The sequence below is a fragment of the Aquirufa sp. OSTEICH-129A genome (genome assembly GCF_054558355.1).
This window is the reverse complement of record NZ_JBPXKC010000001.1, coordinates 288,760-303,043: the sequence shown is the minus strand read 5'-3', so window position 1 is coordinate 303,043 and position 14,284 is coordinate 288,760. Positions and strand designations below refer to the sequence as shown.

Genomic DNA, 14,284 nt, shown 5'->3' with positions numbered 1-14,284 from the left:
ATGGGTATAAAAAAAAACCCTGAAAATCAGGGTTTAACTATCAATGTGCAACAAAGGATTTATATGTGGCTACATCCATTAATTCAGATAAATCGCCTACATTGTTTGCTTTTATTTTCACAATCCAGCCTTCACCATAAGGATCCGTGTTGATTAATTCTGGACTATTATTTAGTGCCGTGTTAAATTCAACTACCTCACCTGCAACAGGTAAAAACAAATCAGAAACGGTCTTTACGGCTTCCACTGTTCCGAAAACGGCATCTTTAGCAATGCTCTTTCCTACAGTTTCCACTTCGACAAAAACAATATCCCCTAATTCACTTTGTGCAAAATCAGTAATTCCTACTACGGCTACATCTCCTTCTAAACGAATCCACTCGTGCTCTTGGGTATATTTTAATTGTTCTGGAAAATTCATGTTGATTTGTTTAATTTGTTACGCAAAGGTCATTAAAGTTCTCATTTTTTGCAAATCGAATTTTAAACCTTTTCTTTATTCTGATAAACTATATCGTACCTGGAATCCACCAGCTACTGTGGATCGATAGAATGAATTAGATACCAATGGGTTATTCATCATTTTATCAAAATAAGCTGTTACTGATAACTTATTATTGATGGAATAGGTTATTTGAGGTCTAAATTGAAAATTGATAAATCCTTGAGTTACAATGGTCTCAGCATCTAATTTCCGTTGAAGTGTCCTAGTATCTCGGATGGTTAAATTCATGTTAAAACGTAAGTCGTTGGGTAATCGAACAAATGCCCCATTGATTTTAAATGGAATCAACATATTAGCACGAGTAAATCCGACCGATACCGTAAAATCTTTATTCGATAATTCTGCCACTTGAGAATTAGATAAATTTAAACCCACGTTTCTATCTTGATTATATTCCAATCGCAAGGAAACCCTACTTTTAGTAATGGCATTGAAACCTACTAAAGGTGAAAATCTTTCCGAGAATGAAATAGTACTCATCACATATACGGGAATCAAGGTATTAGTCTTAGCATCAAAACGAGATGAGAGCGGATATAAAAGACTATTCAAGGTTAAATTGACATAATCATTTTCAAATTGTCCATATTCCAAAGAAGAAATGAAATTACCCACATTATAGGTACTCGAATACATGTGCGTAATCGTAAACGAACTAAATTTCTTTTTCATCCAAGGCATTAAATTAATACCATTATAATCTACTTTCCAGTTAGGAAGTGGAATATCATAAAATGGCGAATATTTAACGCTTTGTGCAGAAACTCCAGAGTATGCGGCAAAAAAGGATGGAATTAATACATCTTGTGAGTTAATATTATAACTTCCATCAGCTGCTTTAGCTCTATTTAAGCGAGCTAAGAGAACCTCTCTATTTGACCTAAACTCATCAAAGACCAGTTGAGGATCTTTAAATGCTGTCAAAAAGGATAAAAAGGACATGGAGTAATTTCCTGATCGTAAAGGATTCTGACTGACGAATTTACCACCAACACTGGTAGGTCTGAAAAACTCTTGGTAGTTATCTCCCCTATTGTAATTTCCTTCCAACTGAATACGCAAATCTTTATTAGGCTCCAATTGGGTGATATAACTGAATTTGGTATTTCGCAATTGGGTAAATGGAACATTTTGAACCGTACTTTTAGTCAACCATCCTTCCTGAGCAGCTTTAAATCGAATACCATCATCTTGTCCACCTGTTACAAAATCTAAGCCTGGTGCAGATGTATTACCATTTAAACCGAATAAGCCAGGCTTTTGTAAGAATCCTGGTAAGGTTGTTGATTCATTAACTGAATAATTGACTTGAATACCCCGAAGTGTTAACAATAGGCGGGTAAAACTCTTTAATATTGATTTGCTTGGAATGGCAATTTCCTCTTCATCTCCTGGATTTCTTGCCACATTTTTACCAGTAGCTGCCGGAGTATTAGCCCAACGAAGCGCTCGAATACGATTATACAAAGAAACAAAATCCACTTTTCCACTTATGGCTCGTTCTCTCGTATTTTTAATAATATTTCCAAATGGCAAATTCAGGGAATCTCGAATGTTAAACGAATTTGCATAATAATTATAACCAATACGATGTGTATAATCTGCATTCATCCAATCAGTTAAGGGAAGCTTTTGCAAAGGTAAACGCCAAACAATTCCAGCTTGTTGATCAAAGTTCCTAGCCCTTCCAAAAGACTTGATATTATTCATCACAGAATCCTTCTTAGCTTGGGTGTCTATATCCCCAACAGGTTCGTCAATGATGGCATTAACCATCGTATTATAATTGAAAATAACGCTCTTGGTCAAATTCCAATTCAAAGCATACTGCCGATTAAAAAACCAGTATTTCTCAAATTGTGGAGCTACACCTATGATGTTTAAATCTTGGTTGCGTAACTGAGTCTTGATAAAGCTACGATCCATTTCTGCCCTAACAGTAAATGAACTAGGTTTCCAATTGAAATTAAAATCTTTGATTATATCCAACCAAGGTGAACTGGTATTCCATTTAGTAAACGGTTCCCAGAACGCAGAATTTGTCGTAAATGAATAAAGAATACTTCCTCTTTGACTGTATTGTTGGTATGCGTGAATCATCGTGCTTGAACGAAGCATTTCTGAATAGGCATAAGAAAAGGTAAAGTTGGAAAAATCCCACAGGTAGGCCCTCTTGGACAAATTACTCTTAATCTTTCGAACATTGGTAAAATTAAACCCTCGACGTTCCGTATTATCCTCAACCAATTTAGCATAGCCCGCCCCTTTGGATTCCAATGAATTCGATAAGAAGATATCAGGATCTAGCGGATCAAATTGTGGTGAAATATTTCTTTTATCGTAGGTAATAAAAAATGGGATACGGAAACCCCAATTAGCAGGTAAAAACTTTTCTAAATTAAGATTGGCTGTAATGCCATATTCCACATAATTTTCCCGTGATCTGTCTGAGATTTTAGATTGGACACCCCCAAAACCATAATTCTTGAAACTACCATTCATCATCACCGTACCTAAATCAGCCAATTTTAAGCCCAATTTACCCACGGCCGCCTCTCCCGAAGTTTGATCAAAGTCAGATGCACGCAACTCATTTACCCAAATACAAAAACTCTTAGGTCCATCCGTACTAATATTTCGCATACCAATCATCATGGTCATACTGGCACTTTGATCTGGACGACCCATAATAGTTACCACATACTGTTTGCCAGATGAACTTGTCATTAGAATAGAGAATCGTTCATTCAAAGATTTACCTTGTTTATCTCTTTCTAATTTAGCCCGCTTAAGTAAGTCAAATTCAATGTCAAACTCATTTTCCATGGGCCAAATTTCCATGTCTAAACTTTGCCCTTTTTGAGTTTGTGTTAATCCTGCTGATTGCACCTCATAATAGTTGTCCGTTAAATCAGTACCTATTCGAATGAATGCAGCTACTTTTCCATTGATTTGATCTTGACTTTGCATGGAAACAAACATGCGAAGGCGTTTGTAGTTGATGAAATCAAAATTGGTATTTCTAAACACAGCTCGAGCATCGCCAGGACGCAGATTATCAACACATAAACTCATGGATTGCTCATTCAAACGAGCATTGTTGATTGTCGTGATATCTTGGTCTCGCACAAAGCCCGGAGGAACAACATAAGGTATGGTGTTATTTCCTTTGGCTGCGGGACCATTTTCTTCAATATTCACCGAAGAAACTTTGAACTTGGCATCATAGGGCTCCGGAATATCAACCCCATTTTTCTTGTCTAAATCACCTAAAAACTTACGGTAAGAATATCCCGATAATTGCAATTGAGCAAAACGTAATACCACAGGCTCTTGGAATTGGGTCAACAACATCCGGAAAAAGCGAATCGACTTAAAACTATTCATTCCACCTACGGAGCTAGGCTTATCTTTGATAGGAATTCGGAATAAATACCAGTCTACGCCATTTTCAGTCACCTTATCTACGACATATCCTTTACCTACCTCCAGCTGACCAGGTTTTAAGTCTACTTCATATTTAAAATACGATTCAACTTCATTGACTGTATTATCGGTATTTAAATCTTCTCGGTCAGGAACCATGCTATTGGCCTCTGTGAAATTTGTATTACTCGGATTAGCCGTAGTTGGAGAATTATTCTCTAGACCCATGAAATTCTTGTAGCGCTCAATTAAACTTTCGGTTCCATTAAACTTTTCATTCAAATAGTAATCAAAATCATCTGCAGCAGGGTCTTTAATGATTTGGGTAAGGGCAGTTTGATCACTAACCTTAGTCCTAATTTGATTTAAATACTCTTTAAAATAGGTCTCTTCTGATACACTAGTCCCTTCTGAAATTTGGTTAGGTAATCCATCCAATCCAACATCTTGTGTGGACCTACCAGCTTGATTATCGAAAGCATTAATCACAAATTGCCTTTTTGGAGCTATACCCCAAGGAGTAACTTCCACATTTTGTGATGAACCAGAGGTGATTTTTTCTCCAGCAGGAATACCATTTTCAAAGTTGGAGAAGCCGTCAGGAATAAAGTCCTCCGATATATCTCCTAAATGAAAAACTAGTTTACCCCCCGTTTCATTATTTTTATTAAAAATACCATCCCTTATCTTACCTTGTTCACCAGCAACAAAAGGATTCATCAACCAAAATTCAATTTGCTCCACATTCGCATTATCAAAATCAGTATCCGAATTGATTGATCTGGTAATAGCACCAAAATTGTTCTTAGGGTCTCCAGCCAATAATCCTTTAGAGGTCAGATTAGTATTAAAATTGTACATACCTCTTTCCTGAGGAAAATAAGCTACATCCAACACGCCTAAGGGTAAATTGGTGATATTATTAGCAAAGTCCTTATTGGGAAATAATCCTTTTGGAGTAACCACTCGCTCATAAGCATAAGCATTAACCTTATTAGGGTCAATTCCCGGAACATCTAATCCAAAACCACCCTGGCCATAAATACTGGCATCTACATTGTATGCTGATATTTTAGCGCGCTTATAGTTTGAAGAAAGGTCTCTTGGATTACCAACAATGAATTCTTTCGGAGTAGAAGCAGGCTTCCAAAGGGTTGGTTGTGAAGAAAAATTATAGACGACCCTAGCCGCTTCAAAATCATCAATAAAGGCATTCCCTTGAACTCGATCGTTCACATTGGGTATTAATTTAGCTACTTCGCCTTGGAAGTCAATAACAGAAGCTTCCTTCGTAGATACAATGGGTAATGCATCTAAGGCTCTGGTTAAGGCATTGGATTTACGAAATAAACTCGCGTCAAATCCAATCAAGGTATTATTAACTGGCTCATTACCTATGGCTACACGGCGGAAGAAAGCGGGTGGACTTTCACTCATATTTTGGAAAGTTGCTCCTAAATGAAAATCTGATCCTAAATTATAGTCTAATCGGGTACCCAATAAGGTTCTCACTTGATTGGAAAATAAATCAGGTTTTTCATAGCAAATTTTCAATTCTCTACCTGAGGAAAATATACTTTCATTGATGATTTTAACCCTTCCAGACATCCCCTCTACAATAAAATCCGTTCCAGAAGTAAGTAGTTGTCCACCTGCGGAAACGGTGACAGATTTAGCTTCTACCCCAAATGGCAGCATGATATCACTTCCCATTCCGGATTGAAATGAACCTTTCAGGAAAAATTTATTCTTTCCAGCTAACTGCAATGCGTCAGTTTGAGTTCTACGGTATAATTCATCAAAGACATATTTATTGACTAGATTGGACTCTGAAAGATTAAATTGAGCTTTTAAATTTCGACCAAAAGGTTCTAATACGGGAAAGATGATACGACCATTTTTGGCATCAATGGTTAAGTCATCTACAAAGTCAAAATTACCATCCGGTTGAGGATCTCCAGCAAAGTTTAATTTATCAAGCCCCAATACTTTCACCAAAGGAATATCCTTTAATTTCTCTCCCTCAATCAAATTCGAATTATCAATTCCCGTTGCATCATCCTTATAAACTATCCTTAATTGAAAATTTTGCTTCGCTAAACCATTGGTATTCAATGAATAAATATTCTTCATCATTAAATCCCACATAGGATGATTCAAATTATTTCTGATGGTAGATGATTTAAGCATTTTTAAAACCAAAACCTCATCATCTCTCCTAGCTTGATAATCTTCTGTCAACTCCCCAACTTTGTACTTTCTACCATTCAGGGTATATTCATACGCAACCGCAATTACTTCATCATTTCTTACTGGGGAGACTAAAGATAAGTAACCAAGGGTTGGATGAAATTTAAATTCTCTTTCATTCAATCGTTTAGCCCCTTTTAACATATCAAAGTCGGTTCCTCTTTGTAAATTATAGGTCGATTCTAAACGATAAGAAGCCTGATCTGATTTTCTGATTTCACCATCATTAACCAATTTATCAAACAGACCATTATTTTTATTATCAACAGGCTGGTTGGGAATAATAGGGCTTAACACGGGATTATTGACACTATAAGGTGCTGATTCTCCCAAATCGGCTAAAGAAATAAGGTTACGAAGTGTTTCCGTACTCTGAGTTCTATTCGTCACATACACCTCTACCCTAGTAATGGTAATTCCACTAGAAAGCATAGGAACATTTTTCAGCGCTTGTTCATATTGATTTCTAAAATAGCTTGACAAGAAAAAATGGCGGTTTTCATCATATTGGTCCGCCCTAATTTCAAATGATTTACCCTGTGCTCCTCCTTTTAAAGTTATGCAATCTTGCTTAGAACGCTGTTGGGCTGCTACCACAGTCACATCTAAATTTCCAAACCTCATCAAGGTCTTTAAACCAAATAAATTCTGAACACCAGGAATAAGTTGAGAATTTAATGTCCAGGAGGTGTTTCCCAATTCAATGTTCTGTAAGATGTCCTCCTCTTGTGTTTTCCAGTTTAGCTTAAGCTGATTTTGGAAATTAAAACTTGCTTTTGTATCAAAATTGGTATTCAAATTCAATTTTTCACCAATCTTACCTTGGAAGTTAATTTGAGCTTGCTCGTTAAAAAACAAATTTCCTACGTAACGCAACTGAACTGGAATAGCAGGATTATCAACAAATTGACCCATATAGCCGATATCGAGCAATAAACTACCATTGGGTTTAAAATAAACTTCATTACCACCAAATATTCGATCAATTGCAGGAGGCAATTCGATTTTTGGAAAAAGCCCCCTTGATTGCAGAGAACTACTCCCATCTAAACTTTTAGAATAGGCATTCCAAAAACTACGATTCACCTGTCGATCCTGTTCACGGGCATATTCCTGAAAAGAAAAGGGTCTAGCAGGTTGTACGGCTATATTCCCTAATTGTTGAGATTGGACTAATTGGTTCTGATCTTGAAAAGTTAAAGCACTTTTAGCCCCTCTAATGGAATAAATAGAAAATGGAGACTTGGAACTTGGCTGCAGTATGCTGAATGGTGAGGGATATTTAAGCGAATATCTAGGCCTTTTTCCACTTTTTTCTAAAGTCGTATCTTGCTTCAAGAACGTATTCTTATAAGTAGGCGCTCCATCCACTACCTCAATCAGTAGCAAAAAAGCCAGGCTTGTAATCAGAACACGGGATGCAAAATTTATATGCACAATGATACGGGAATCATATTTAAACCATTTTAACGAAGAGCCAACTTAATTAATTGCTCAATCGAAGCGTCTGGATTGCTTTTAATCAAGCTATCCAAAGTTTTTTCAGCTACACCTCTAGCAATTCCTAAGGTAACAAGCGCAGCTAATGCTTCTTGTTTCACACCATAGGATTGATCATGAGAAGCCAGACCTGCCTCAACAAACAAGGCATCTTTCTTACATTTATCCTTTAATTCTAAAATAACACGTTGGGCTGTTTTTGAACCAATACCTTTAATGGACTGAATTAATCCAATATTTTCATTCATGATGGCCGCTCTAATTTCTCCTGAGGAAAAAGATGAAAGCATGACCAAGGCAGTACTTAAGCCTATACCAGAAACACTGATTAAATCTAAAAACAGTAATTTCTCATCCATACTATGAAAACCCACTAAAGTATGTGAATCTTCTTTAATTTGAAGATGAGTAAACAGCTTAATGGATTCATGCCCATTTGCCAAACTATCATAAGTTTGTAATGAAATCTTAACTTCATAACCGACACCATTCACATCAATTATGACGTGGGTGCGATCTTTATGAGCTAATTTACCTTGCAAATATGCGATCATCTTTAAGAAATTCTTAACCGCATTCCTGGTCGTAATACCAAAGAACGCAAGCGATTTAATTTTTTAATTTTGGCAACAGTTAATCCGTCATGCTTTTCAGCTATATCAGACAAAGTATCTCCTGAACGAACTAAATAATATTTAACCTTTTTCTTCTTAGAAACTAGCTGTTTGGAGGTCAATTTTACTACTGAAGAATCGGAAACTTTGGCAATCGATTTGGTTGAAAACCATTGCTTTTCCAAAACAAACAAATTTTGGCCTTTTTTCAAGCGATTTCTACGTAAACGGTTGATTCTCTTGAGTTCAAATACAGAAATTTCAAATTTTCGAGCTACCTCATAAATAGTTTCTCCTTTTTTTACCTTGTAGCGGACTTTAACCAGACGCATTTGCATGGTAGCCGTGGTATCTGTTACCAAAATCGGCTGAGAAGAAATAGATGCTAATCCAGCAGAATCTAAGATTACCTTACGATTAAGTTGAAAATATTCCGTTCTATTTTTGGGAATCTTTAACACAAACGATTTAGAATCTTTCGGCAAATAATGTGTTAAAACATGAGGATTCAACTTTTTCAAAGTATCCATTGAAATCTTTGCTAGAGAAGCAAAGACGCTAAGATTCAAATAGCCATTGATTTGTAAGGTATCAGAAGGCACATGGCTTGCCCAGGTTTCTGGATGAATAGCATGATCCCAATGATAATTCATCATATAGGCCATAGCTATAAACTGCGGTACATAGGCCCTAGTTTGTTTAGGTAAGCAGGGATAAATTCCCCAAAAATCATCAGAACCTTTACAATTTCTGATAGCTCTTTTAACATTGCCTGGTCCCGTATTGTAGGCAGCTAAGGCTAAATGCCAGTCTCCAAAAATACGGTACAGTTGCCTTAAATATTTACTGGCTGCCTCGGTTGCCCGCTCTGGATCAAATCGCTCATCTATATATGAATCTACTCGTAAACCAAAATCACCACGAGCAGTATAAGGCATAAATTGCCATAATCCGCCTGCTCCTTTGTTGGATAATGCCTTCGGATCTAAACCAGATTCAATAAGTGATAAATACTTTAATTCGTCAGGAAGATTGTATTGCTTGAGGTATTTCTCGTAAATAGGAAAATACAAATCACGCTTCTCCAACATTCTTTGAGTAAAGTCTGATTTTCGAAAAGCAAAATATTCAACAAACTGATGAACATAAAAATTATAAGGCAAAGGAATTTGATTATTCATTTGCTTCAATCTTCCCTCAATCAAGGCTGGATCAATCATCCAGGCCGTCGGGGAACCTTGCTCATATTGAGCTAAAGAATCTATGACACGCTCATCTAAAATAGGTTTGAAGGAATTCCATACCTGAGCCTTTCCTACTGAAGCAGTAATAAAGAATAAAACAAAAACAATATGTAAGCTCTTCTTTTTCAATGCATTAAACTAATTCCAATGCTAAATCAAGCATGGACTCTTCTTGAAAGACATCTGCCATAATTTGAAAACCCATAGGTAAGGACTGCCCATCCTCTCCCATCGGAATAGAAATCGCTGGTAAACCAGTTACATTCGCCTGAACAGTAAATAAATCCCCTAAATACATCTGTAAAGGATCTAAGGTCTTCTCCCCCAAACGGTAAGCTGTGGAAGATGTTGTAGGAGAAACTATAAAATCATATTCTTGAAATAAACCTTGGGTATACTCTTTGATCAGACGACGAACTTTCTGAGCTTTTGTATAATATGCATCATAATAATCCGCACTTAATACAAAAGTTCCTAACATAATTCTTCGTTTCACTTCTTCTCCAAAAGCCTCATCTCGGGTCTTTTTATACATATCCAAAAGATCCTTGGTGGCTAATTGGGTTCTATGACCAAACTTAACTCCATCAAAACGGGAGAGATTTGAACTTGCTTCCGCCGTCGTTAAAATATAATAGGTAGGTAATAAAGCTTCCACATAAGGGAAATCTACCCCTACTACTTCAAAACCTTTGGATTTCAAAAGCTCTAAACGATTAAAAAATGCTTGCTTGATATCAGATTGCAAACTGGGATGATCGGCCATCTCCTTCATGTATGCAATTTTTTTTCCACTACTAAGCTTCTTTTCCCCGAATTCATTCACTGAAACCACCGTACTATCTTGTCCATCAGGACCAGATATATAGGGTAATACTACTGCTAAATCTTCAACATAGCGCGCCATTGGGCCTATTGAATCAAAGGAAGAGGCATAGGCAATTAAACCCCAACGAGAAACTCGACCGTAGGTTGGTTTTAAACCAGAAACCCCACAAAAGGCTGCTGGCATCCTAATGGAACCACCCGTATCCGTTCCTAAAGAAATATGACACATATTAGCCTGAACAGCTACTGCTGAACCTCCAGAACTTCCACCCGCCACATGCTGTGTATTTTTAAAATTCAACACGGGGCCATATGCAGAATTTTCATTGGTAGATCCCATGCCAAATTCATCGCAATTTTGACGACCAATAACAATGGCGTCTTGATCCAATAACCTTTGAACGGCAGTGGCTGAAAATGTAGATTTAAATGAATTGAGGATTTTACTTCCTGCATAGGAATGATGATCTTCAAAACAGAGAAGATCCTTTATGCCAATGACCAATCCAGCTAATTCTCCTGCTTGACCTACTTGTATTTTTTTATCTATCTCAATAGCTTTTTCTATTGCTTCATCCGCATAAATTTCCAAAAAAGCATTTAATCTGTCATTATGAGCCTCAATTTGAGCCAAATAATACTTCACTATGTCCACACAGGTCAATTGACCTTGGTCCAACAAATTTCTTAAATCACGGTATTTTAACTGGGATATATTCATCCAAATGGGGTATTCAATAAAACACAAAAGCATAGTTGGACAAGTCCAACTATGCAGATAAATAAGTCTAACAAAGAATTACTTCTTAGTCTCGTCTAGTTCTTTATTGATTTGATCTTTCACTTCATTTTTTGCATCCTGAAATTCACGGATACCTTTACCTAGTCCACGCATCAACTCAGGCAACTTCTTTCCACCAAAGAACAATAGTATGGCTAAACCGATTAATAAAAGTTCTCCACCACCTAAACCGTTCAAAAACAACAATATACTTGCTATGCTCATCATTTTCTGTATTTAAAAATTTTGTAAATATATTCAATACTAATTAAAATTCCTTCATTAAAGGCCAAAGATTACATTTGTTTTTCAAATTCATCTAGTTCTTGTTTGATTGATTTACCTACCCATAATACCAAAGCCAAATCATCTGTAAAACCAACGATTGGCAATAAATCGGGTATAAAATCAAATGGTGAAATAAAGTAAATCAAAACTGCTGCAATTTTTGCTAGAGTTATCGCTGGTAGCTTGCGATAAGTTCCTTGTACATACGCCTTAATCAATTGGCTAAATAATACAATGTAATGATTTAATAAACGCACCACAGATAAGTTACTCTGTGCCGCTGTTTCATTTACCTTCTGTAAAGCCCTTTTGACTAAATTCAATAAACCATATTTATTGTTGGCCATTAAGTCCTCCCCTTTATCCAAAGCTTCTTTGAAAAATTGAGAACTTAATATCCGATCAATAAAGGTGATTTTTCTAGTCATAAACATGGATTTATCCATAAATATACAAATTGAATACCAAAATCTAGCAGGTATTGTCCTTATTTATATAATCCCACTAGTTTTACAAATATTTAATGGTTTTGTCGTAATTTAGGGGAGTTTTTTGCTCATAAGAATCATTAAAATCACACAACAATGAAAATTACCGTAGTTGGAGCTGGTGCTGTAGGTGCTACATGTGCTGACAACATCGCTAGAAAAGAATTAGCAGATGAATTAGTTTTATTGGACATCAAAGAAGGTATTGCGGAAGGCAAAACTTTGGATATGTTCCAAACCGCCTCTCTTTTGGGTTTTGATACCAAATTAGTAGGTTCTACCAATGATTATTCAAAAACAGCTAATTCAGATGTAGTTGTCATTACTTCTGGTTTACCAAGAAAACCGGGTATGACTCGTGAAGAATTAATCGGAGTGAATGCAGGTATTGTGAAAAGTGTTGTAGAAAACATTTTAAAATTCTCTAAAAACCCGATCATTGTTATCATTTCTAACCCAATGGATACCATGACTTATTTAGCTAAGTCGGTGGCAGGTTTAGATAAGCACCGTATCATCGGTATGGGTGGTACTTTAGATTCAGCACGTTTCAAGTGCTATTTAGCAAAAGCCATGGATGTTTCAATCAATGATATCCACGGAACTGTAATAGGTGGTCATGGAGATACAACCATGATTCCATTAAAGCGTTTAGCTACTTACAATGGCGTTCCTGTAAGTCAATTCTTATCATCAGAATCCTTAGATAAAGTGGCAGCAGATACCATGGTAGGTGGCGCTACATTAACCGGTTTATTAGGAACGTCTGCTTGGTATGCTCCTGGTGCTGCTGGTGCCGCATTAGTTGAAGCCATTGTTCGCGATGAGAAAAAAATCATGGCTTGCTGTGTTTCTCTGGATGGAGAATATGGCCAGTCTGATATCTGTTTAGGTGTACCTGTTGTATTGGGTAAAAACGGATGGGAGAAAATCGTAGACTATCAATTAACAGAAGATGAGCAGGCTGCTTTCAATAAATCAGCTGATGCCGTTCGTAATATGAACTCGGTTTTAAGTACATTGAGTTTATAATTCTTCGGATTAATGTCATATAGAAAGGCCATCAAATGATGGCCTTTTTCTATTTAGAGCGGATAGCAATAACGGGATCCATCTTGGCTGCAACCCAGGCTGGAATAATACCGGATAGAATTCCAATAAAACTTGAAATCATTAATCCGCTAAGTACATTTTTAAAACTCAGACTTAAGGGTAAGGCATCTTGTGGAATCAAGGTAATTAAAACGACTAATCCTATCCCAACTATACCTCCAATTAAACTTAAAAATACTGCCTCAAACAAAAATTGAAACATGATAAAATAATTTTTAGCTCCTAATGATTTTTGAATTCCAATAATATTGGTTCTTTCTTTCACCGATACGAACATAATATTTGCAATACCAAAGCCCCCAACTAATAAAGAAAAGCCTGCAATTAAAGCACCCGCAATATTCAGCACTGAAAATATACCATCAAAAAATTGATTCAAGCCATCCATACGATTGATGGAAAAAGAATCTTCTTGTTTGGGTTTAATGGAACGTAAACTCCGCATCATTCCAGAAATATCACCTTCCAACGTTTGTTGGTTCACATCGTCCTCAAATGCCTTCACCGAAATATCTGGCTGAGGTCTATCTTTTTGAAAAATAGAAGCATAGGTAATGTAAGGGATAATTACTTTTTCATCGGGTGTGCCACCAAAGCCTAGCATATCATTTCCTTTCTTTTCAATTACCCCGATAACGGCAAACTTGATTCCATTTACTTTAATCACCTTTCCGATTATCGATTCGCCATTAGAAAGATTTTCCGCTACTTTAGAGCCTATAATGGCTACATTTAAACCATTGTCTGATTCAATGGGTAAAAAATACCTTCCTTCGTTAATAGGACAACTAGTCACTTGGTTATAATCATAACTAGCCCCAGTAATATTTACATCCATACTGCTGCTACCCCGATTGACAGAAGCTGTTCTACCGCCATCAATGATGGCTACTGCTTGAGCAGAAGTTAAATTTTCTTTTAAATATTTAAACTCCGAATATTTCATATCCGGACGATTCAAGTATTTCCACCATGGGTAATTATTTTGCATCAACCAAGGCCATTTCCCTACATACAAAACCCCTGAACCGGCAAAAGAATCAATCTCCGAACGAATCTTACCATTCAATGAATCCACTGCAGTAAATACAGCTACAATGGCAAAAATACCTACACTAACCCCTAGCAAGGACAAGGTAGTACGCATTAAATTTGATCGAAGTGCCTGATAGGCGAAAACTAAACTTTCAAATACTTGTCTTAGAAATTTCATAGCTATGAATTTGCGCAATAAGCCTAAAGTTACT

The 14,284-nt window shown here is 36.5% G+C and carries 9 protein-coding genes; 1 reads left to right on the top strand and 8 read right to left on the bottom strand.

Going from position 1 to position 14,284, the window contains the following annotated elements; all coding sequences use genetic code 11:
• Positions 1-40 precede the first annotated feature (40 nt).
• The 7 genes from gcvH to SKC36_RS01305 form a co-directional block, all read right to left on the bottom strand.
• A complete protein-coding gene (gene gcvH / locus SKC36_RS01335; protein WP_459452744.1) occupies positions 41-421 on the bottom strand; it encodes a glycine cleavage system protein GcvH in 381 nt (126 codons plus the stop codon).
• 75 nt (positions 422-496) lie between these two features.
• The gene (sov, locus tag SKC36_RS01330; RefSeq protein WP_459464126.1) at positions 497-7,570 is read right to left on the bottom strand and encodes a T9SS outer membrane translocon Sov/SprA; all 7,074 of its coding nucleotides are present in this window, start codon (positions 7,568-7,570) and stop codon (positions 497-499) included.
• A 77-nt stretch (positions 7,571-7,647) separates the two neighbouring features.
• Complete coding sequence (gene ruvA, locus SKC36_RS01325) at positions 7,648-8,235, bottom strand: Holliday junction branch migration protein RuvA (protein WP_459452742.1); 588 nt, start codon at positions 8,233-8,235, stop codon at positions 7,648-7,650.
• Positions 8,236-8,237: 2 nt separating this feature from the next.
• A complete protein-coding gene (locus SKC36_RS01320; protein WP_459464123.1) occupies positions 8,238-9,668 on the bottom strand; it encodes a lytic transglycosylase domain-containing protein in 1,431 nt (476 codons plus the stop codon).
• A 4-nt stretch (positions 9,669-9,672) separates the two neighbouring features.
• Positions 9,673-11,088, bottom strand: coding sequence for an Asp-tRNA(Asn)/Glu-tRNA(Gln) amidotransferase subunit GatA (gene gatA, locus SKC36_RS01315; protein ID WP_459464121.1), 1,416 nt, complete (start codon positions 11,086-11,088; stop codon positions 9,673-9,675).
• Positions 11,089-11,166: 78 nt separating this feature from the next.
• Positions 11,167-11,373 (bottom strand): twin-arginine translocase TatA/TatE family subunit, encoded by a 207-nt coding sequence (gene tatA / locus SKC36_RS01310; RefSeq protein WP_109322843.1) that lies wholly within the window; start codon positions 11,371-11,373, stop codon positions 11,167-11,169.
• A gap of 71 nt (positions 11,374-11,444) precedes the next feature.
• Positions 11,445-11,882 carry a YkvA family protein gene (locus SKC36_RS01305; RefSeq protein WP_459464119.1) on the bottom strand — a complete coding sequence of 146 codons (438 nt, stop codon included), beginning with the start codon at positions 11,880-11,882 and terminating at the stop codon, positions 11,445-11,447.
• Between the two features lie 138 nt (positions 11,883-12,020).
• Between SKC36_RS01305 and mdh the strand changes: the two genes are divergently transcribed.
• Positions 12,021-12,956 carry a malate dehydrogenase gene (gene mdh / locus SKC36_RS01300; protein WP_459464117.1) on the top strand — a complete coding sequence of 312 codons (936 nt, stop codon included), beginning with the start codon at positions 12,021-12,023 and terminating at the stop codon, positions 12,954-12,956.
• 49 nt (positions 12,957-13,005) lie between these two features.
• Here the strand turns inward: mdh and SKC36_RS01295 are convergent, their stop codons facing one another.
• Positions 13,006-14,250, bottom strand: coding sequence for an ABC transporter permease (locus SKC36_RS01295; RefSeq protein WP_459452737.1), 1,245 nt, complete (start codon positions 14,248-14,250; stop codon positions 13,006-13,008).
• Between the last annotated feature and the right edge of the window lie 34 nt (positions 14,251-14,284).

Excerpts from the sequence above, each read along its gene's own strand:
- gcvH (WP_459452744.1), bottom strand. The coding sequence starts at position 421 with ATGAATTTTCCAGAACAATTAAAATATACCCAAGAGCACGAGTGGATT.
- SKC36_RS01295 (WP_459452737.1), bottom strand. The coding sequence starts at position 14,250 with ATGAAATTTCTAAGACAAGTATTTGAAAGTTTAGTTTTCGCCTATCAG.
- tatA (WP_109322843.1), bottom strand. The coding sequence starts at position 11,373 with ATGAGCATAGCAAGTATATTGTTGTTTTTGAACGGTTTAGGTGGTGGA.
- ruvA (WP_459452742.1), bottom strand. The coding sequence starts at position 8,235 with ATGATCGCATATTTGCAAGGTAAATTAGCTCATAAAGATCGCACCCAC.
- gatA (WP_459464121.1), bottom strand. The coding sequence starts at position 11,088 with ATGAATATATCCCAGTTAAAATACCGTGATTTAAGAAATTTGTTGGAC.
- SKC36_RS01305 (WP_459464119.1), bottom strand. The coding sequence starts at position 11,882 with ATGGATAAATCCATGTTTATGACTAGAAAAATCACCTTTATTGATCGG.
- mdh (WP_459464117.1), top strand. The coding sequence starts at position 12,021 with ATGAAAATTACCGTAGTTGGAGCTGGTGCTGTAGGTGCTACATGTGCT.